Raw genomic sequence first — 19,633 nt, forward strand, 5'->3', positions numbered from 1 at the left:
GTTGATTTTTTTTGACTAGATTAGATTTAATCAACTTGATAAAGAATACCTAAAAGAACGATGGAACATACCATGGACACTTTAGCTCAATCTGCTGATCCTACCTACCTACTAATGGTCGCTGCTGCGGCTATAACTGCTTTACTCTTATTGATCATAAAACTCAAAATGCACGCCTTTGTGGCGTTAACATTAGTGAGTTTATCAACTGCCCTTGCGACAGGAATTTCTACTGAACAAGTCGTGCCGACGATGATGTCAGGCTTTGGTGGCACGTTGGCAGCTGTCGCGCTTTTAGTAGGCTTAGGTGCCATGATTGGTAAAATCTTAGAAGTTACAGGTGGGGCGCAGGTATTAGCCGACAGCCTCATAGGCCGTTTCGGTGCAGAAAAAGCGCCATTGGCATTGGGTGTTGCCTCACTCCTGTTTGGCTTCCCTATCTTTTTTGATGCGGGTTTAATTGTGATGATGCCGATTATATTCAGTGTAGCCAAACGCTTTGGCGGCTCACCGTTAAAATACGCATTGCCATCAGCGGGTGCCTTTGCTGTTATGCATGCATTTGTTCCCCCACATCCAGGCCCTGTTGCAGCAGCTGATTTACTTGGGGCAAACATAGGCATGCTACTAATGATTGGTATTTTAGTCGCCATTCCGACGTGGTATCTCGGTGCTTACCTATTTGGCTTATATGCTGGCAAGAAGTTTGATATTCCTTTATCTAAGGTCTTTTTAAGCTCTGAGACCGTGATTGACCCAGCTAAACAGCCTAAATTCATTACTGTTCTGATGATTTTATTGTTACCAGTATTACTAATTTTTCTAGATACAGGCTTGAACACCTTGAGCGTAGCAGGTGTGATAGATGGCAGTGCCACTTGGGTTGAAAGCCTGCGAATGCTAGGTAAAACTCCCATTGCATTGCTAATAACCTTACTCGTTTGTCTTGCTGTGTTTGCTAAAGATTACGGTATGAAGCAGCTTGAGAAATTGTGTGGTGATTCGCTCGCTCCTATTTGTGGTGCAATTTTAGTGACAGGCGCTGGTGGTATGTTTGGTGGTGTATTACGTGCCAGTGGTATCGGTGAAGCCTTAGCAGGTGTATTGAATGATACTGGTATGCCCATCATTGTGGCTGCTTTTGTTATCGCTACTTGTTTGCGGGTTGCTCAAGGTTCTGCAACGGTTGCTTTAACCACAACAGCAGCGTTGATTGCGCCAATGGTCGCTGTCACTTCGGGTCTGACACAGTTTGATCTTTGCTTTATTGTCATTGCCATTGCTGGTGGCTCGACGGTATTGTCTCACTTTAATGATTCAGGCTTCTGGCTTGTGGGTCGTTTAATGGAAATGGATGAGAAAACCACTTTAAAGACGTGGACCGTGATGGAAACATTACTTGGGACTATCGCCTTTATTATTGTCGGTGTACTGAGCATGATTATCTAGTCTGAATTCAGGTTTTTAATAAGTTAAGCCAGTATTAATCTATTAGATAATGATAAGAAGGAGCAGCAACGCTCCTTTTTTATTAGCTTATCGTTATTGACACATTTTCGAACAAATACCTACATTTGAAATGATTGATGAGTGAGTGCTTTCTGCTATGCTGCCTGCGCTGATAGAATTATTAAGGAATGATAATGAAACGCTTATCTGTAGTAGCAAGTGCAATATTAATGGTTGGTTTATCTTTTAATGTCACAGCCGAAGAACACAAAGCCCGCGATACGGGTTGGTATGTGGGTGGTGAACTGAGTAATGTACAACTGGAAGTCGGCAGTTTTGACGATTCTGGTGCTGGTTTCGGTGCTTATGGTGGTTATAACTTCAATCATTGGTTTGGCATTGAAGGAAAATGGATGCTGAGCAATGATCTACAAGATGGTCGTGTTGATCTTGGTTTAGCTGTTTTTTCGGCTGCACCGAAATTTACTTGGGCTATCAATGATACCTTTTCTGTTTTTGGTAAAGTGGGCTTAGCGATTCGTGCACTCGAAGTTGACCCAGATTACGATTATGACGAAGGCTTTGATACTGCCGATTGGAGTGGTGTTAATGTGCTTTATGGTGTTGGCATAACAGCTGCAGTTTCCGAATCGCTGCGCTTACGTTTAAGTTATGAGTATGTCACCGGTGACTTAGATGCCGATCGTTCTGAAATGCTAGATATTGATGCAGATACTTCACAGTTAGCATTAGGCCTGCATTACCAGTTTTAAACTGAGTGCTCTTTAGCATAAAAAGATAAAGCGAGTTAAGTTAAAAAGGATAGCTTTCGCTATCCTTTCTGTTTCAACTCTTGCCGTAAATTAATCCATTTCTAATTCTTTGAGTTTACGGGTGAGGGTGTTACGTCCCCAGCCTAATCGTTTGGCGGCTTCTTGCTTGTGCCCTTGAGTATGTTTGAGCGCAGTTTTAAGTAAAATCCGCTCAAACGCTGGTTGAACCTCGGTGAGTAAATCACTTTCGCCAGCAGCTAGCTTTTCATCTATCCATTGAGTTAATGCCACTTGCCAATCAGATACACCGTTGACCCTTTCGCCTGCACTGACAGGATCTTTAAGTAACTCAGTCGGCAAATCTTGCGGCAGAATCTCTTGACCCGATGCCATGACGGTTAACCAGCGACAAGTATTTTCAAGTTGTCTGACGTTACCAGGCCATGGCAGTTGCTCAAGTTTGGTAGCAGTTTCTTTGGTGAGAATTTTCGGTTCGACGCCAATTTCTTTCGCTGCCGAAATAAGGAAGTGAGTCGCCAATTGAGCAATATCTTCACGTCGTTGTGACAGTGGTGGTAGGTGTACTCGAATTACGTTTAAGCGGTGAAATAAATCTTCACGAAAATCGCCTTTTTGCACCAGTAATTCTAAGTCTTGGTGCGTTGCGGCAATGATCCGAACATCGACCTGTACTGCAATATGACCACCGACACGATAAAACTGCCCATCAGCTAGCACACGCAATAAACGGGTTTGCACATCAAGTGGCATGTCGCCAATTTCATCTAAAAACAAAGTTCCGCCGTTAGCTTGTTCAAAGCGACCTTGGCGAACGTTGGCTGCACCAGTAAAGGCGCCTTTTTCATGGCCAAACAATTCTGACTCAATTAAGTCTTTTGGAATTGCAGCCATATTAAGAGCAATAAAAGGGCTGTCTTTTCGTGGGCTATGTTTGTGCAGAGCACCTGCGACCAGCTCTTTACCAGTACCAGATTGCCCATTAATTAACACACTGATTGAAGAACGTGAAAGGCGGCCGATGGCTCTGAATACTTCCTGCATTGAGGGAGCTTCACCAATAATTTCTGGTGTTTTGACCACTTCAGGTTCTGCACTCGGAGCTGGAACTTGCTCGGTTGCATGAGTTAAGGCACGCTCAACCAGTGCAATGGCTTCATCAATATCAAAAGGTTTAGGTAAGTATTCAAATGCCCCTGCTTGGTAGGCACTTACTGCACTATCTAAATCAGAGTGAGCAGTCATGATTATCACAGGAATATGCGGATAATGCATTTGTAAGCGATCAAGCAAAGTTAGTCCGTCGGTCCCAGGCATGCGAATGTCTGACACAATCACTATTGGCTGTGAGATCTCTAATGCTTGCCACAATGACTCTGCAGCTGCAAAACTGGCTGTAGATATTTTGGCCCCGAGTAGGGCTCTTTCTAATACCCAGCGAATAGAGCTGTCATCGTCGAGGATCCAAACTTGTTCGCTTATACTCATGTTACTTCCTCTATAGCCATCAATGGCATGTTATTGTAATGGCAGGATAATAGTAAATTCTGTGTGTCCTGGCGCCGATACACAATCGATTCGACCTCCATGTAGTCGAGCAATATTATGTGCAATAGATAGCCCTAAGCCTGAACCTTCTTCTCGGCCTGTTACCATCGGATAAAACAATGTATCTAACAGTTCAGCAGGGATACCTGGACCGTTATCAATAATTGATAACGCCAACACTAGCTTAAACCTTTGGGTACCAATGGTGACCTGATGCTGGGTTCGGGTTCTAATTAAGATTTCCCCCCCTCGATGCTCCAGGGCTTGAATGGCGTTTTGCACTATATTAAGCACCGCTTGTTGCAGTTGGTCGGGATCCATATTCATATCAGGAATCGATGGGTCATAATCGCGTGAGAGAGTCACCTTTTCGGGTAAAGTTAGCTCAATCAGCTTTAAGACTTTCTGCACCACTTGGTGAATATTGTGTTCAGTGTGCTGAGTTGGGCGTTGTGGTCCTAAAAGTTTATCGACTAAATTACGTAATCTATCTGCTTGCTCGATGATGAGATCGGTAAACTCTTTTAACTCAGGTTCAGCCAATTCTCGAGAAAGTAATTGAGCTGCACCACGAAGCCCTCCCAGCGGGTTTTTGATCTCGTGAGCTAAGTTACGAACTAAGAATTGTGCTGCTTGTTGCTGGGCATCGAGGTTTAGTTGCTGATGAATACGGTGTTGTTGGTCGACCTGGCGTAGCTCTAATAAGCTCAAGTTATCTTCGCTTTCCATCGGGCTTAACGTGATGTCGATGATGTGGTGTACGCCATCTAATGTGATGAGCGCAGCAGTGTTGACGGTAATACCTTGGTTAGCATTGACTGAATCAATTAATAACTGATTTTCAACGCCCATGAATTGGTAAAGTTCAGGTAGACGTTGCTCAAGTAGCTTGTTTGCACCAACACCTAACAACTGCTCTGCTGCTGCATTGGCATAATGAGGCCGTAATTCGCTATCAATAACGAAAACGGCGGTAACTAAATGATTCAGCAGATTATTTGTGTCCATCAATTGTCCTGCATAATGAAGTTGCACCATCATGTTGCACCGATTTGGTGCGTTGTGCAACTTATTCTACATCGACAATCAACAATAAATAATTTTTACAGCTTAAATTTATCTATTTGATATATATCAATTTTTAGCTGGCATTGGCGTAGGTTTAGCCTTTAATGCAATTGATGCCTGATGTAGAAATATCTTTCTAGCAGAACTAGATGCAAGGACTTTGCCGTTTTGGGTCAAAATCTTAACCACTAAGTTATGTTCACCTCGATTTACTTCGGTGACATTAAAAATAGCGCCAGATTGTGGTTGACCGTAAAGGATGTCGTCAATATATAAGGCGAGAAGGTAACCGTTAGGTAATTCAGGTGCGGCACTGGCAACAACGGTAAAATTGCCTTGGTTATTGCGGATGGTTTCTTCTTGGGTAGGATTAACAATGCGCACGCGGTAGGTAATTGCTTCAGTGGGCTTAGCATGAGATTCTGTTTCAGCGGGCAGGCTCACTGAAATGTTATTTTGAGTATTTTGGTTAAGCTCAACCTCTTCAGCATTCCCTTTGGGTTCGTCACTATAATGGACTTTACCATTTTCATCGACCCAGCGATAAACCGTTGCGTGGCTGTTCGAGATAGCCATACTGCACAAAATCAGGCTGATAATTAGGCTAGTTATTAAACTGGTCATTAGAGTCGAGCGCATTGGAGGTTCCTTCACCTTGGGCTTTAATCACCTTAATACTAGCCTCTTTTAAACAAAAAATCAGCAATTACTGATGTATAGCTTTAGTCTATCACTGGTGTAAATCTTGGTTAATTACTTGTACTGACAGCGATATTCGCTCACGACTTCTGTGCGGATCTTAAAGTTCACATTGGCATCTAACTCAAATAAACTGCCTGCGGCAATGGTTTTCCACTCAGCGGCTTCTGGGAGTAAAACATCAAATTTACCAGAGGTAATATTCATTACTTCTGCTTGTGTGGTGTCGAAATCATATTCTCCAGGCATCACCACGCCTAGGGTTTGGTGGCTGCCATTTGCAAAATGAATGGTGCGGCTGATGACTTTACCATCAAAATAGACATTAGCTTGTGTTGCGACATCGACCTGTGAAATCACGCTCATTACTGCTCTCCTAATGGATAAACTTAAAGTAAAATAGTGTTACACCTGTGAATATAAATTCATTATGCTTGAATATAAAGTAATAGATAGTTATAGGTTAGATGGAAAAGTTTATCGATTGGATACGTAGTTTTAGTTTTAAATATGAGTGATTTACAGGTAATAAAAAACCCGCCTAAGCGGGTTTCTTTAAATCATATTACATGATTATAAACGATTAAGAACCACGGTTGTGACGCTTACGCTCGTTTTCAGTTAAGTAACGCTTACGAACACGGATGTTCTCTGGTGTTACTTCTACTAATTCATCATCATCGATGAACTCAAGAGCTTGCTCAAGTGTCATTTCGATATGTGGTGTTAGTACTTGTGCTTCATCAGTACCTGATGCACGCATGTTTGTAAGTTGCTTACCTTTCAAACAGTTAACTGTTAAGTCATTTGCGCGAGCGTGTAAACCAACGACTTGGCCTTCGTAAACTTCAGCTGCGTGACCAATAAATAGGCGACCACGTTCTTGAAGGTTAAATAATGCGAATGTCAGTGCTTTACCTGTTGCGTTAGAAATCAATACGCCACGAGCACGTTGACCAATATCGCCGCCTTTCACTGGACCGTAATGGTCGAATGAATGGTAAATAAGACCAGTACCAGAGGTAGCAGTCATGAATTCAGTTTGGAAACCGATTAAGCCACGGCTAGGGATAACGAAATCGATACGTACACGACCCTTACCATCTAACTGCATGTCGCGCATGTCACCCTTACGAGTACCAAGCTTTTCGATAACACTACCTTGATGCTCTTCTTCAACATCGACAGTTAATGTTTCGTATGGCTCACACATTTCGCCATCGATTTCTTTTTCGATAACTTCAGGACGAGATACTGCTAACTCGTAACCTTCACGACGCATGTTTTCAATCAAGATACCTAAGTGTAATTCACCACGGCCTGATACACGGAAACGATCTGGAGATTCAGTTTCTTCAACACGTAATGCAACGTTATGAATTAGCTCTTGCTCTAGACGTTCTAGGATATTACGTGAAGTTACATACTTACCTTCTTTACCAGCAAACGGTGAAGTGTTTACTTGGAAAGTCATGGTTAGTGTTGGCTCATCAACAGAAAGTGCAGGCAATGCTTCAACAGCTGTTGGCGCACAAATGGTGTCAGAAATCTTAAGCTCACCTAAACCAGTGATTGCTACAATGTCACCAGCGTTCGCTTCTTCAACTTCGTGACGCTCTAGACCCATGTAACCTAATACTTGGCCCATTTTACCGTTACGTTTCTTACCATCAGCACCAATAATGGTGACTTGCTGGTTAGTTTTAACGCTACCGCGCTTAATACGACCAATACCGATAACACCTACATATGAGTTGTAATCGATTTGAGAAATTTGCATTTGGAACTCACCTTCAGCATCAGCGTCAGGAGAAGATACTTTCTCAACGATAGCTTGGAAAAGTGGGGTCATGTCTTCGCTTGTTTCATCAGGATCTAATGTTGCGAAACCATTTAATGCAGAAGCATATACGATAGGGAAGTCTAACTGTTCGTCAGTTGCACCTAAGTTGTCGAATAAATCGAATACTTGGTCGATAACCCAATCAGGACGAGCACCAGGACGGTCAATCTTGTTGATAACAACGATTGGCTTAAGGCCCTGTGCGAATGCTTTTTTAGTTACGAAGCGAGTTTGTGGCATAGGACCATCAACTGCATCTACTAATAATAAAACTGAATCTACCATAGATAGAACACGTTCTACTTCACCACCGAAATCGGCGTGACCAGGGGTGTCTACGATGTTAATACGGTAGTCGTTCCATTTGATGGCAGTGTTTTTTGCCAGAATGGTGATACCACGTTCTTTTTCAAGATCGTTAGAATCCATTACACGTTCTGCGGCTTCGCCTCGACTTTCAAGGGTGCCTGACTGAGCCAATAGCTTGTCTACCAGGGTCGTTTTGCCATGGTCAACGTGAGCAATAATGGCGATGTTACGTAAATTCTCTAACACGGATAAAACCTCTATACCATCAAATAAAAATAGGAATTCATAGGGCTGATAAGTATAGCCACTATAAAAAAGCGTGCCATTCTACTCCAGCGAGGGCTCAGTAGATAGGATTATTTTTGAACAGGTCGTTTTTAATAAAAATTTACGACTTAAAGATAGAAGATAAAAATAGAAAAGGATCATATTACCGCAATAAAGTGACGCTTTAATGAACTAGATCAATGATGCTACTGAAAGCAATGCACCGAAATGGACTTTTGCACCATTAGTGCGCATAGTGGTGCACCGAAGTTGTGCGTTATTGGTGTTTTCGGTTATGTGGATATTTTTATTGTTTTCTAAATCAGTAGTTTATCTTTCTGGCATGAAAGTCGCTTATAACAAAACAAATTCGAACTACAGATATTATGTCTGACGAATAACAAGATTACATTAAGGGACCACCCTTTACCCTACCGGAGGCTTAAGAATGTCAGTTGAATCAATCCTAAAACAAATTGAAGAACTAGAAGTTAAGTTCGTAGATTTACGTTTTACAGACACTAAAGGTAAAGAGCAGCACGTCTCTATTCCTTCTCACCAAGTGAACGAAGACTTTTTTGAAGATGGCAAAATGTTCGATGGCTCATCTATCAACGGTTGGAAAGGCATCAACGAATCAGACATGGTATTAATGCCAGACCCTTCTTCTTTCTTATTAGATCCTTTTACTGAAGAAGTGACTGGTCTTATTCGTTGTGACATTTTAGAGCCTGCGACAATGACAGGTTACGAACGTGACCCACGTTCAATCGCTAAGAAAGCAGAAGAATACCTAAAGTCTACTGGTATTGCTGACACTGTATTAATTGGTCCTGAGCCAGAGTTCTTCTTATTTGACGATGTTAAGTTTGGTACTGACATGTCAGGTACTTTCGTGAAAGTTGATGCGAAAGAAGCTGCATGGAACTCAGGTACTAGCTATGAAGATGGTAACACTGGTCACCGTCCATTCGTTAAAGGCGGTTACTTCCCAGTTGCTCCTGTTGATTCATCACAAGACATTCGTAGTGCAATGTGTCTAATTCTTGAAGAATTAGGTCAAGTAGTTGAAGCGCATCACCATGAAGTTGCTACAGCTGGTCAAAATGAAATTGCTACCCGTTTCAACACGCTTTCAAACAAAGCTGATGAAATCCAAATTATGAAGTATGTTGTGCATAACACTGCTCATGCTTACGGTAAAACAGCGACATTCATGCCAAAGCCTATTGTTGGTGATAATGGTAGTGGTATGCACGTTCACCAATCTTTAGCTAAAGATGGCGTTAACTTATTCTCTGGCGACAAGTACGCTGGTTTAAGTGAATTAGCGCTTTACTACATTGGTGGTATCATCAAGCATGCTCGTGCTTTGAACGCATTCACTAACCCAAGCACCAACTCATACAAGCGTCTTGTTCCACATTTCGAAGCGCCTGTAATGCTTGCTTACTCTGCACGTAACCGTAGTGCTTCAATCCGTATCCCAGTGGTACCTAGCCCTAAAGCTCGTCGTATTGAAACACGTTTCCCAGATCCAACCGCTAACCCATACTTAGCATTCTCTGCATTGCTAATGGCTGGTCTTGACGGTATCCAAAACAAGATTCACCCAGGTGAAGCAATGGATAAGGATCTATATGACCTACCTGCTGAAGAAGCGGCTGAGATCCCACAAGTTGCGACTTCATTAGAGAATGCACTAGAAAACCTAGCTGCTGATCATGAATTCTTAACTAAAGGTGATGTATTCAGTAAAGACTTTATTGAGTCTTACATTGCACTTAAGTCTGAAGAATGTGAGCAAGTATCTCGTACTACTCACCCAATGGAATTCCAACTTTACTACAGCTTATAAGCCTTAGCTTAACGCTCATGTAAATCGGCCATCGGCTAAATTCAAAGCCCTTGATGATAATCATCAAGGGCTTTTTTGTTGGTTGATTTTTGCTCGCCTCATTCCATGTTTAAATGTATCAACATGTATCCGATAACTTTTGGTTATGAGTTTAATAAGGATTAACAATTATTCATCTTTCATTTTAGTCACTAATATACGCTCCATAACAAGCGCTTACACAGTCAGGTGACTGGTAATGCAACGAGATGGGACCACTCATCCTCAAGGCTAAATTTAATGAGAGAACCAAATGAAATTATTTCAAAGCTTACTTGCCGTGTCTGTATCTGTTGCCCTCATCGGTTGTAATTCTGATAGTGGCACACCTGACTATCCTCAAGGTGGTGAGTCACGCACCGTATCTATCGGTTTTACAGTTGATAAAGATATTAACCCTATGTCTGAAACAACTATCGCAAATCAGATGGAAAATTGTGGTTATGATTTAAAAGCAAATAGTGAAGTTATTGAATCAAATGTGTGTATTGCAGACAACTTGACTATTGAGATTCGTGATGGCTATAAACTCGAACTTATTCATCCAAGTATTTCATCAGCTTTAGACGTTCCTGTTAGCAATAAGTGGTCGGTTGAAGGTGAGCACACAATCGCCATCGATGAGAATAACATTACAATTAAAACAGCAAATGAACATTTCAGCTTAGTATCAATTGCTAACTCTAGCCATCTTAACTATGTTGAAATTAATGGTGAACCAGCGATTGAAGATGAAGCTGCAAACTATGGGTTTGTAACAGGCGAAACCTACTCGCTGCTACTAAATTCCCAGTTAGGTGATTACAATGATACTGATAGTGCAGATGTTAATACTCATTACCACTACTACTTATCTGATGGTGATATTTCAATTGATGGTCCTGCTGATGAATGGGAAGGGATTAATAAACCGATTGGTGGCGAAACCCCTCCAACAGTTAGCTACTCTACGGTAAATGTTGCAACTGTAGAAAAAGTTGATGACAACACTTTAATCGTTGTTGCAGGTGATGCAGATAGCCAACCACGTACAACTAAATACCCTAACGTTTCAATGTTAGTTAACGAGTTGCCTAAAGAAGTAAGCACAACGCTAGGTTGGACAAATATATATATCTATTCCAATGAGTTTAAAGCTAACTGTCGAATTACAGTCAAAGTCGATGGTGGAAACAATACTGAATGTGACAACATGTCTGATATACAAGATAATTTAAATCTATCTGCTATCTATGACATGTTAGATGCTGAGCCTCGTATTGATTTCATCGATGGTGTTACACGTGGAAACGTTTTTACTCGTTTATCTAATGGTTCTGAAGGCGCTTGGGGTGAAAAGGCAACTTTAACTCTTAAGTAAACTTAAGACATATAACAAAAACTGAAGCCTGCAATTGCAGGCTTTTAGTTTATTAATAAATCCAGTGTTTAACCTTTGGTTGCTCTCGCCCATTACCTAAATTAATGGGCTTTTTTTGGCTTCAGTAAAGGTGTTTTTAATGATTTGTTCTAGCCATTGAGTTAATGGATTTTGACGGTTCTTGTAATGTGAGTAACTCTTGATTTTCTGATTGAGAATCTTGCTGTCTATTTGAGCCTCAATAGCGCGTAATTGAGGGTAATCATCCATATCAAGAAAACCAGACAAAGGCGCAATCATGTCTGAATGCAATACAGTATCAATGACAGCAGAAGGCAGCTCTGATCGAAACTTAATGCGATTCTCGAAACCATGTTTGTTGAATACCTGTTGAGCAACGGATTGCCGATAATTCCAATCTGACGTTAAAATAGTCGCAAAATCAAAGCTAGCAGCTTCTTTCAGGCTAATTTTAGCTCCTTTGTAAGGGTGCCCATTACGTACGTAAGTCACAAACTTGTCCTCAGCGAGGTCTTTTTCTGAAATATCACTTGGCAGGTCAATCACTTCATAATTAACCCCTAAATGTAACTTGTCACTCTGAATATATGCCAATGTATTACTCGACCAGTTATACATTTGCACATTGCAGTTCGGCGCCTCAATTGAAATTGCTCGATAAATTTTACTGCCCATACTGCTTAACAAAAATGGTGACATGGCAATATAAATGGCTTCGGTTAAGTCTTCGGAATTAAATTGATTGGCACTGTTAATCGCAATTTCAAGGTTTTGGTAGATTGGGCTAGCACTTCTATAAAGCTTGTCAGCAAATGATGTAGGCTCAAGGCCAGTAGATATTTTCACAAACAACTCTTCATCAAAATGATGGCGAAGCTTCTGTAGAGATTTACTGATAGCGGGTTGGGTGACGAATAAACGATTGGCGGTTAAACGCATATTTCGTTCTTGGTACAAAATGAAAAAGACATGTAACAGGTTCAAATCAAGGTTCTGAAATAAATTTTTAGCCATGGTTTTGCCTTTCATTTTGCTGGTGAATCTAATCTAGCAGTTATCCTCTACTTATCTCAATTTATAGTTGTATTTTATAAAGATTTTTCCCTTTTGCGGTTAATTGTCGGTATATTAATTGTGCAATCAAATGGATTAATCGTTGCTACAGTTTGCAGCTAATTCAGCATAGCCCGTTATACTCAATATTACGCCAGCTAAGACTAAGGAAGGATAATGATTAATTACGCCAGTCATCGATGGTTTCATAAGCTTTGCATTAGCTTGACGCTTTGGATTTGTTCCTTTTCTGCAATGGCTCTCGAATGGCCTCAAGAAGTCGAAACTAAGCTAGGTACGTTAGTGGTATATCAGCCACAACCAGAGTCTCTTAATGGCAATGTATTGCAAAGTCGTGCTGCTATGTCGTTTGAAGTGAAAGACCAAGCAGACCCAGTATTTGGCGCTTTTTGGTTTAGTGCCAGAATAGATACTAATGACGATGTCACCACTGTGCGTAATATTCAAGTTACTGAAGTCCGCTGGCCATCTTCAACAGAGGAAGATCAACAAACCTTTACGGATACAGTGTCTGAAGCATTGGCAGAGACGCGATTTGAAATCTCGATGGATCGCTTATCTGCTAGTTTAGAAACGGCTGACCAAGTTAAACGCAGTTTAGATAACATTAAAAACGATGCTCCTGATATTCTCTTTAGCACTAAGCTCAGCGTATTGTTGTCCTATGATGGTGAGCCACAATTTAGAGAAATTGAAAATAGTCCTTATGAACGTATTCTTAATACGCCTTTTGCAGTTGCTCGTGATACTCAATCAAAGAAACTTTATTTAAGCAGTGGCACGTATTGGTACGTTGCGGACGATCCAATGGGGCCTTGGCAAGTGACTCTTTACCCTCCAGAAGATTTGGTCAGTATGGTGAATACAGATGAAGATGAACCTGCAAAAAGCACGGCTAATGCGCCGCACATTATTACCGCTGATAAACCAACTGAACTTGTTGCTACTGATGGTTCGCCTAATTGGCAGAGCTTGATTGACGGTAAATTACTTTATGTAGCCAACACAGAAACAGCATGGATTCGCGAAACGACATCAGGTGATATGTATGTATTGTTGTCTGGTCGTTGGTTTAAGTCTAAGAAACAAGCAGGCCCTTGGGCCTTTGTGAGAGGTGATAAGTTACCTGACAGCTTTAATGATATTCCACCTGAGTCAGATATTGGTGGCCTGAGAGTATCAGTTGCTGGCACTGATGAAGCAAATCAAGCAATGTTAGATGCGCAAATTCCGCAAACTGCAGCGATTAAACGCGATGAAGCTAAGCTTGAAGTGGAATATGATGGCGAACCTAAATTTGAAGCAGTAACGGGCACTTCAGTCTCCTATGCCGTTAATACTTCAACTCAAGTATTATTGATTAATAAGGTGTATTACGCAGTCGATAATGGTGTGTGGTTTACTTCTGCATCCGCAAAAGGTCCGTGGATTGTAGCTGATGACATTCCTAACGAAGAAATAGCGCAAATACCAGCTAGTTCACCTGTTTACAACACTACCTATGTGCAAGTTTATGATTCGACTCCTGAGGTCGTGTATGTCGGTTATACCCCAGGTTATATGTGGTCGTATCCATATTATGGTGTACCTATTTATGGGACAGGTTGGTATTACCCACCATATTGGGGACGGTATTATTACCCTCGTCCGCCGACTTGGGGTTTACATGTAGGTTATAACCCATGGACAGGTTGGAATGTCGGTGTAAGTTGGAGCAACGGCTTCTTCCGCGCAGGTGTCGTGTGGGGTGGTGGGTATGGATACCATAGACCTTATCGTTGTTGTGGTGGTTATTATGGTGGTGGCTATCGCCGACCTGTAGTGATTAACACAGGTGATATCAACATTGGTAACAGTATTAGTGTGGGCAACCGTACCAATATTTCTAATCGTATGAATTCGACTAATATTAATGGCAACAAAATTGGTAAGCAGAATAACTTGTATAATCGTCCTGCGACTCGCGATAGGTTAGCAAGCCCTGCGGTTGCGAACAAAAACTTCAAGAAGGCGACTCACAATAAGAATCGCACCAATGATGTTTTTGCCGATAAGCATGGTAATGTTGCTCGTGATAATCAAGGAAAGTGGGAAAACCGCAGTGACGGTAAATGGAATACTGCCCCATCGACTCGTGATGTGAGTAAACCGACTAATTTGAATAAGCCGAGCAATATCAGTAAACCGAGCAATATCAGCAAACCAAGTACGATGCCTTCTTCGCGTCCTACGACGATGCCTTCAACGAGGCCTTCTAACATGAACAATTCAATCAATCGCAGTCGCCCAAGCGGTGGCTTTGATCATCAAAGCTTGAATCGTTCTCGTCAAGCCCGTCAATCAGGAATGGCGCGTGAAGGACGAAGTCGTGGACATCGTTAACGTGTGCTTTAATTAGTGCATGGTCAAATAAGCCTGCAAGTTGCAGGCTTTTTTATTATTCTGACTATTAAGTACAACATTTAGCTACACAATATTATATGGAACATATTTATGTGGAATGCCCTTAGCGCTTATCGTTCATCAATCATCTTATTATCAGCACTGATGCTCGGCGGATTATTGGGTTTTACGTTCCCAGAGTTGGCTATAAAGCTTAAGCCTATAGGGCAAATATTTTTAAATTTGTTATTCATGATTATTGTGCCGTTAGTTGCGGTTAGCGTGATGTCGTCAATTGCAAAGATGACCGACTTAAAGAAACTTGGCTCTATACTGGCAACGATCATGGGCGTATCAGTGGTCATGGCAATGGTGCCCGCGATTGGCATTGTGTTGTTAGCAATAGCGTATGATCCTGCTCAAGGCGTGACGTTGGAATTAAAAGATACTGTTGAGGTTGCTGGCAGCATGGATTTTGTTAGCTTACTGACGACTAACGACTTTGTTGGCTTACTATCAAAATCCAACATTTTGGCACTCATTATCATGTCGGTGATAAGTGGGATAGCGATTGGACAGTCAGGTGAAGATGGTCGAAAGGTTTCAGCGTTACTTGATAGTCTGAACACCGTCATCATGAAGATTGTTTCAATATTAATGTTTGTCGCTCCAATCGGTTTAGGGGCATATTTTGCTGCCACTATGGCGAGCCAAGATGCAGAGCTAATGGGAACATTTGCGAGAGCTGTTGGACTATTTTTAGTGGCAACCTTAGTTTATCTCACATTAGGTTCAACCGTTTATGCTTGGCTTGGTGGTGGAGTTTCGGGCGTTAAGCGGTTTTGGCAAAACATGCTTGAACCTGCTGTAACAGCATTAGGGACAAGTTCATCCCTGGCCACTCTACCAGTCAATTTAAGAAGCGCGGGTAAAATGGGGCTAAACGAACAAATAGCCGAAATTAGTTTGCCTTTATTAGTTAATCTCAATAAAGGTGGCGCCGCGATGATTACTGCGCTTAAGATCGTATTTATTTATTCGCTATTAGGCATGGAGTTCACCAGTGATGTATTTATGCTGACCATATTGATCTCTGTTCTATCAGCATTTGTTATCGGCGGTGTGCCAGGTGGCGCTTTTCTTGGAGAGATATTTATTGTCACCACGTTAGGTTTACCATTAGAAGTGATCCCTATTCTTGTGGTTTTAGGTGCGATAACTGATGCTGCGTCAACCGTGATTAATGTGGTGCATGATCTGACTGCCACTCAAATTATTGAGCGGATTAATGGTAAATACTATCAAACAGCGGATATGCCAGAAGAGTAACTCACTGTTAGCTTATCGCAGCTGGCTATTTGCTAAAGTCATAATATCAACACCGTCGCCTTGGGCTACGGTGTTTTTGTTTAAGTCGCTATTTACCGTCAACTTTCATACTCAAATAATTTCAATAATACCTTTTAGAGTAACTATTCTGTTTTAAAAGCTAATAGTTGAACAGTCTTTGAGCGTATGTAACAATGCGCCCCTTGTTTTGTAACAATTGTTTTCAATTTGAAACAGGTAACTTAGCAAGTGTTTGTTACTCGTTTAGATAATTAAAAACGTCACGATAAAACGTATTGATACGATAACCCGAGCATGGAATCTCAATGAAATTACCGTTTCGCCATTTGTTATTTTTGGTGATGATATTAACGTCACTTATCCCTATTACTGCAATTTCATTTTGGTCCGCGAATTCAGCTCTCGAAAACGAATACAACATGGTGCATGACAAGCATTTGTTGCTTGCCCAAAACATCACTAAAGCATTGAACCGTTATGCAATGGATGCTTTGGCAATTTTCACCTCTGTCACTAACATTAGCCTGCAACAAGCTAATCAGGAACAGGGTATTGCTGAGGAGATGTTTAGTTTATTAAGCACCATTGATGTGGTATCTATTGGAGTGTTTGATCAGCACGGTCAACGCGAAACCGTGGTATATGGCTCAGAACAATCCCAACCTCACAGTTTGACCGATTCGGTTAATTCATTCGATTTATCTAATTTATCACAAGCTCATTTTACGCCTATTCATAAAGAAGGCGTTGTGCAGCCGACCTTGTATATGATCCGTCAAACTACCGATAACCGCATTTGGTTAGCCACAATGCACGCGACTTATATTAAGCAATTACAATCAGCCATTATGTTTGGTCAAAAAGGTCACGCTGCCATTGTGGATCAGCAGGGCAATGTGTTGGCTCATCCTAATGTTCAGTGGCAGGCCGAGGCTAAAAACATTAGCAAGGTGAGTATCGTGCAGCAAATGATGAATGGTGAAAGCGGAGTTAGTCAGTTTTATTCTCCAGCGGTAAAAGCTGACATGATTGCAGGTTTTGATGTTGTGCCTCTCACGGGGTGGGGGGTGATGATCCCACAACCCATAGTGGAGCTCGATCAACGTGCGTTTGTCGTGATTAAATTTACCCTATTGGTGGCATTAATTTCACTGCTTGTTTGTAGCATATTTAGTTGGTGGATTGTTGGACTGATTACTCGACCAATTGATATTTTAACAGCTAAAACTCGTGGCATTACCGATGAAGTTAGAGACATTCATCGTCACCCTCGGGGCATTCATACTGCTGAATTTGCCAAGCTATTTGATAGTTTTAGGCAAATGTCTTTAGAGATTAAAAACGGACGCGAAGAGTTAGAAGTTAGAGTGGCAGATCGCACTGCTGATTTAGCTGAAGCGCAAGCCAAAGCTTTACATCTAGCGAATCATGATACCGTTACAGGTTTAGCAAATAGAGTGGCAATTAGAGGTGAAATTGAATCGCTATTGCAGCAGAAAAAGCACTTTTCACTATTATTTATTGATTTAGACGGCTTTAAAAGTGTTAACGATAGACATGGTCATCGAGTCGGTGATGAGCTACTCAAATCATTAGCAGATAAAGCGAATAAGCATCTATTTATTCACGATATTCTTGCCAGATATGGCGGAGATGAATTTGTAGTATTACTGCCGAGTATGGATTCTACTACCGCAGCACAGTGTGCTGCTGAAAAGTTACTGCAGCTTTTCTCTGAGCCAGTGATTATTGAAGACAAAGTGATTGCGATTAGTGCTTGTATTGGTGTGGCATTATCGACCGGTTTAGATAAAGATACTGATAGTTTGATCCATCGTGCTGACACTGCGATGTACCTCGCTAAACATCAAGGCAAAAACAAAGTGATGGTGGCGAGTTAGTCAATGTAATAAGCAACTATGTACTAGAATCTATATTAAATGATATATCAGTATTATTAGGAGGTTATATGGGGAAAAACTTTGCTGTATATAAGGTTACTGATAACAATGAAATCTCAACTTCACTTTTTATGAAACCTCCCCAATATCACTCAGGTGGTTTTACCCTAATTGAGCTGGTTGTAGTGATTATTATTTTAGCGGTACTCGCTGTGATTGCTGCCCCAAAGTTTATTACCCTAAAAGAAGATGCCTATGCTAGCCAAATGCAAGGGGTGTCAGGGGCAATTAGTAGTGCCAAATATTTAATCTATTCGGCTTGTGTGTTAAGTCAAGATTGCGATGAAACAGAAGGGCCAGGTACCGGAAATACGATCGAGGTAGAAGGGCAAAACATAACTCTAGCTTATGGTTACCCGAGACATACAAATGCTGGCATTGCTCGTGCTATTAATATCGTTGATGGTGACGATTTTGAAATTACCACATATAACATTGCGGGGCGCGCTGGATTACGGATTAGACCTGCGGCAGATTATTCAGTGAATGACTGCGAAATCCGTTACTCCGAACCACAGGCAGTAGCAGAAACTCCAGTAGTCGAAAGAGACTTAGCTGGTTGTTAATGCCCCTCTTAAATTGATTGTTTTATTCACTTTCAGTCAGTAAGTTTATGTAACCAAGTTGGCTAATATTTTAGTTTAGATATGGAAGCTTCTTTAAATACTCAGGTGACCCCTGTGAAATGGAATTTTTAGTTAATGAATGGTTTAGTTTGTGCGTTAGTGTTTTTATTTACGCTGTACTTGAGCCCTCAAGTCATGGCAAATGTGTTCAACACGGTTGTGAGTATACAATGTAATCATTGTACTGCTGATTCAGATTATCAAACCGCCGCATTATCAGCCCTTAAAGATAGAGAACAAAAAGTTGTTAATGTTATTAATTTTAATCAATTCGATGTGCGTAAATTTGATGTGAAAAAGCTACAAATTGAAGTGTGCAGTGATTATGGTAAATCAGCGACAAAAGGCTATTGCAAGATGGATGATGGCTCTTCGGTAGAGCCATTGAAAATCACTAATATTGCGCGCGAGAAAGTCATTTTACTGTCTGAGCAGCTGTATCAGTTAGACTTTTTTCAACGCCAATATATACAGGCTGATCCACAAATCGCTATCACGGCTTGGGAGTTGGTTAAGCGCAGTTATGCCGCCAGCAAGGTGATGTTTAATTGGCAAGAGCAATACGAATATGAATATGCAGCATTGCTAGCTAGATGGCAACAAGGTGAATTCGCAAGTCTTCAAGCGAGTTTGCCGTTGAAAAACTTGTCACCACCTATTGTCGTTGCTTTTGCTGATGGCTCGGAAATCTACGTTGAGGTTGATTTTATTGACTCGGAAAGTCAATTACATTTTAGGTTTATGGGTCTTAAAGATGCTAACGGTAATTATCTTGATTTAGCACCAGAAAATTTATTTACTTTAGGCGATACGTTTCAGTTTGAATCGCAGAAAAATAATGATTTTATCAAGATGAAAGAGTTAGCTGAACTGAGTGGATTTATGGTTGAAACCCAAGAAACACTGACAGGGGTCAGCGCTTCTGTTGTGCCATGTTCGTCGAGTGAAAATATATGTCAGTTTGGTTATTAATCATATTTGATAAACA

15 protein-coding genes are annotated in these 19,633 nt (G+C 41.2%); 9 read left to right on the forward strand and 6 right to left on the reverse strand.

What is annotated here, in order from left to right; all coding sequences use genetic code 11:
- Positions 1-72: 72 nt before the first annotated feature.
- Both K5Q58_RS07345 and K5Q58_RS07350 read left to right on the forward strand, forming a co-directional pair.
- Positions 73-1,449, forward strand: a complete 1,377-nt coding sequence (locus tag K5Q58_RS07345) for a GntP family permease (protein WP_220753294.1) — start codon at positions 73-75, stop codon at positions 1,447-1,449.
- Between the two features lie 194 nt (positions 1,450-1,643).
- Positions 1,644-2,222: an outer membrane protein gene (locus K5Q58_RS07350; RefSeq protein WP_220753295.1), complete on the forward strand. Its 579-nt coding sequence runs from the start codon at positions 1,644-1,646 to the stop codon at positions 2,220-2,222.
- 90 nt (positions 2,223-2,312) lie between these two features.
- Here K5Q58_RS07350 and glnG read toward each other — a convergent pair whose 3' ends face one another.
- The 5 genes from glnG to typA all read right to left on the reverse strand — a co-directional run bounded on the left by glnG (position 2,313) and on the right by typA (position 7,953).
- Positions 2,313-3,728, reverse strand: coding sequence for a nitrogen regulation protein NR(I) (glnG, locus tag K5Q58_RS07355; RefSeq protein ID WP_220753296.1), 1,416 nt, complete (start codon positions 3,726-3,728; stop codon positions 2,313-2,315).
- A 30-nt stretch (positions 3,729-3,758) separates the two neighbouring features.
- Positions 3,759-4,796, reverse strand: a complete 1,038-nt coding sequence (gene glnL / locus K5Q58_RS07360; RefSeq protein ID WP_220753297.1) for a nitrogen regulation protein NR(II) — start codon at positions 4,794-4,796, stop codon at positions 3,759-3,761.
- Between the two features lie 126 nt (positions 4,797-4,922).
- Positions 4,923-5,495 (reverse strand): DUF4124 domain-containing protein, encoded by a 573-nt coding sequence (locus K5Q58_RS07365; RefSeq protein WP_308443216.1) that lies wholly within the window; start codon positions 5,493-5,495, stop codon positions 4,923-4,925.
- 114 nt (positions 5,496-5,609) lie between these two features.
- Entirely contained in the window at positions 5,610-5,921 is a 312-nt protein-coding gene (locus K5Q58_RS07370) for a pyrimidine/purine nucleoside phosphorylase (protein ID WP_220753298.1), read from the reverse strand.
- Positions 5,922-6,138: 217 nt separating this feature from the next.
- Positions 6,139-7,953 carry a translational GTPase TypA gene (typA, locus tag K5Q58_RS07375; RefSeq protein WP_220753299.1) on the reverse strand — a complete coding sequence of 605 codons (1,815 nt, stop codon included), beginning with the start codon at positions 7,951-7,953 and terminating at the stop codon, positions 6,139-6,141.
- A 469-nt stretch (positions 7,954-8,422) separates the two neighbouring features.
- Between typA and glnA the strand changes: the two genes are divergently transcribed.
- Together glnA and K5Q58_RS07385 are read left to right on the forward strand one after the other, a co-directional pair.
- Entirely contained in the window at positions 8,423-9,832 is a 1,410-nt protein-coding gene (glnA, locus tag K5Q58_RS07380; protein WP_153912499.1) for a glutamate--ammonia ligase, read from the forward strand.
- Between the two features lie 292 nt (positions 9,833-10,124).
- Positions 10,125-11,231 (forward strand): hypothetical protein, encoded by a 1,107-nt coding sequence (locus K5Q58_RS07385; RefSeq protein ID WP_220753300.1) that lies wholly within the window; start codon positions 10,125-10,127, stop codon positions 11,229-11,231.
- 96 nt (positions 11,232-11,327) lie between these two features.
- Here K5Q58_RS07385 and K5Q58_RS07390 read toward each other — a convergent pair whose 3' ends face one another.
- Positions 11,328-12,266, reverse strand: coding sequence for a LysR family transcriptional regulator (locus K5Q58_RS07390; RefSeq protein WP_220753301.1), 939 nt, complete (start codon positions 12,264-12,266; stop codon positions 11,328-11,330).
- Positions 12,267-12,482: 216 nt separating this feature from the next.
- Here K5Q58_RS07390 and K5Q58_RS07395 point away from each other — a divergent pair, with 216 nt between their 5' ends.
- From K5Q58_RS07395 to K5Q58_RS07415, 5 genes are all read left to right on the forward strand, one after another.
- Entirely contained in the window at positions 12,483-14,708 is a 2,226-nt protein-coding gene (locus tag K5Q58_RS07395) for a carbohydrate-binding family V/XII (RefSeq protein ID WP_220753302.1), read from the forward strand.
- 111 nt (positions 14,709-14,819) lie between these two features.
- Positions 14,820-16,037 carry a dicarboxylate/amino acid:cation symporter gene (locus K5Q58_RS07400; protein ID WP_220753303.1) on the forward strand — a complete coding sequence of 406 codons (1,218 nt, stop codon included), beginning with the start codon at positions 14,820-14,822 and terminating at the stop codon, positions 16,035-16,037.
- Positions 16,038-16,363: 326 nt separating this feature from the next.
- Positions 16,364-17,959 (forward strand): diguanylate cyclase domain-containing protein, encoded by a 1,596-nt coding sequence (locus K5Q58_RS07405; RefSeq protein WP_220753304.1) that lies wholly within the window; start codon positions 16,364-16,366, stop codon positions 17,957-17,959.
- Between the two features lie 68 nt (positions 17,960-18,027).
- Positions 18,028-18,585 (forward strand): Tfp pilus assembly protein FimT/FimU, encoded by a 558-nt coding sequence (locus K5Q58_RS21250; protein ID WP_308443218.1) that lies wholly within the window; start codon positions 18,028-18,030, stop codon positions 18,583-18,585.
- 135 nt (positions 18,586-18,720) lie between these two features.
- Positions 18,721-19,617 carry a hypothetical protein gene (locus tag K5Q58_RS07415; RefSeq protein WP_220753305.1) on the forward strand — a complete coding sequence of 299 codons (897 nt, stop codon included), beginning with the start codon at positions 18,721-18,723 and terminating at the stop codon, positions 19,615-19,617.
- The last annotated feature ends 16 nt before the right edge of the window (positions 19,618-19,633 follow it).

This window comes from Shewanella sp. KT0246, assembly GCF_019654955.1.
GTDB classification, from domain to species: Bacteria; Pseudomonadota; Gammaproteobacteria; order Enterobacterales; family Shewanellaceae; genus Shewanella; species Shewanella goraebulensis.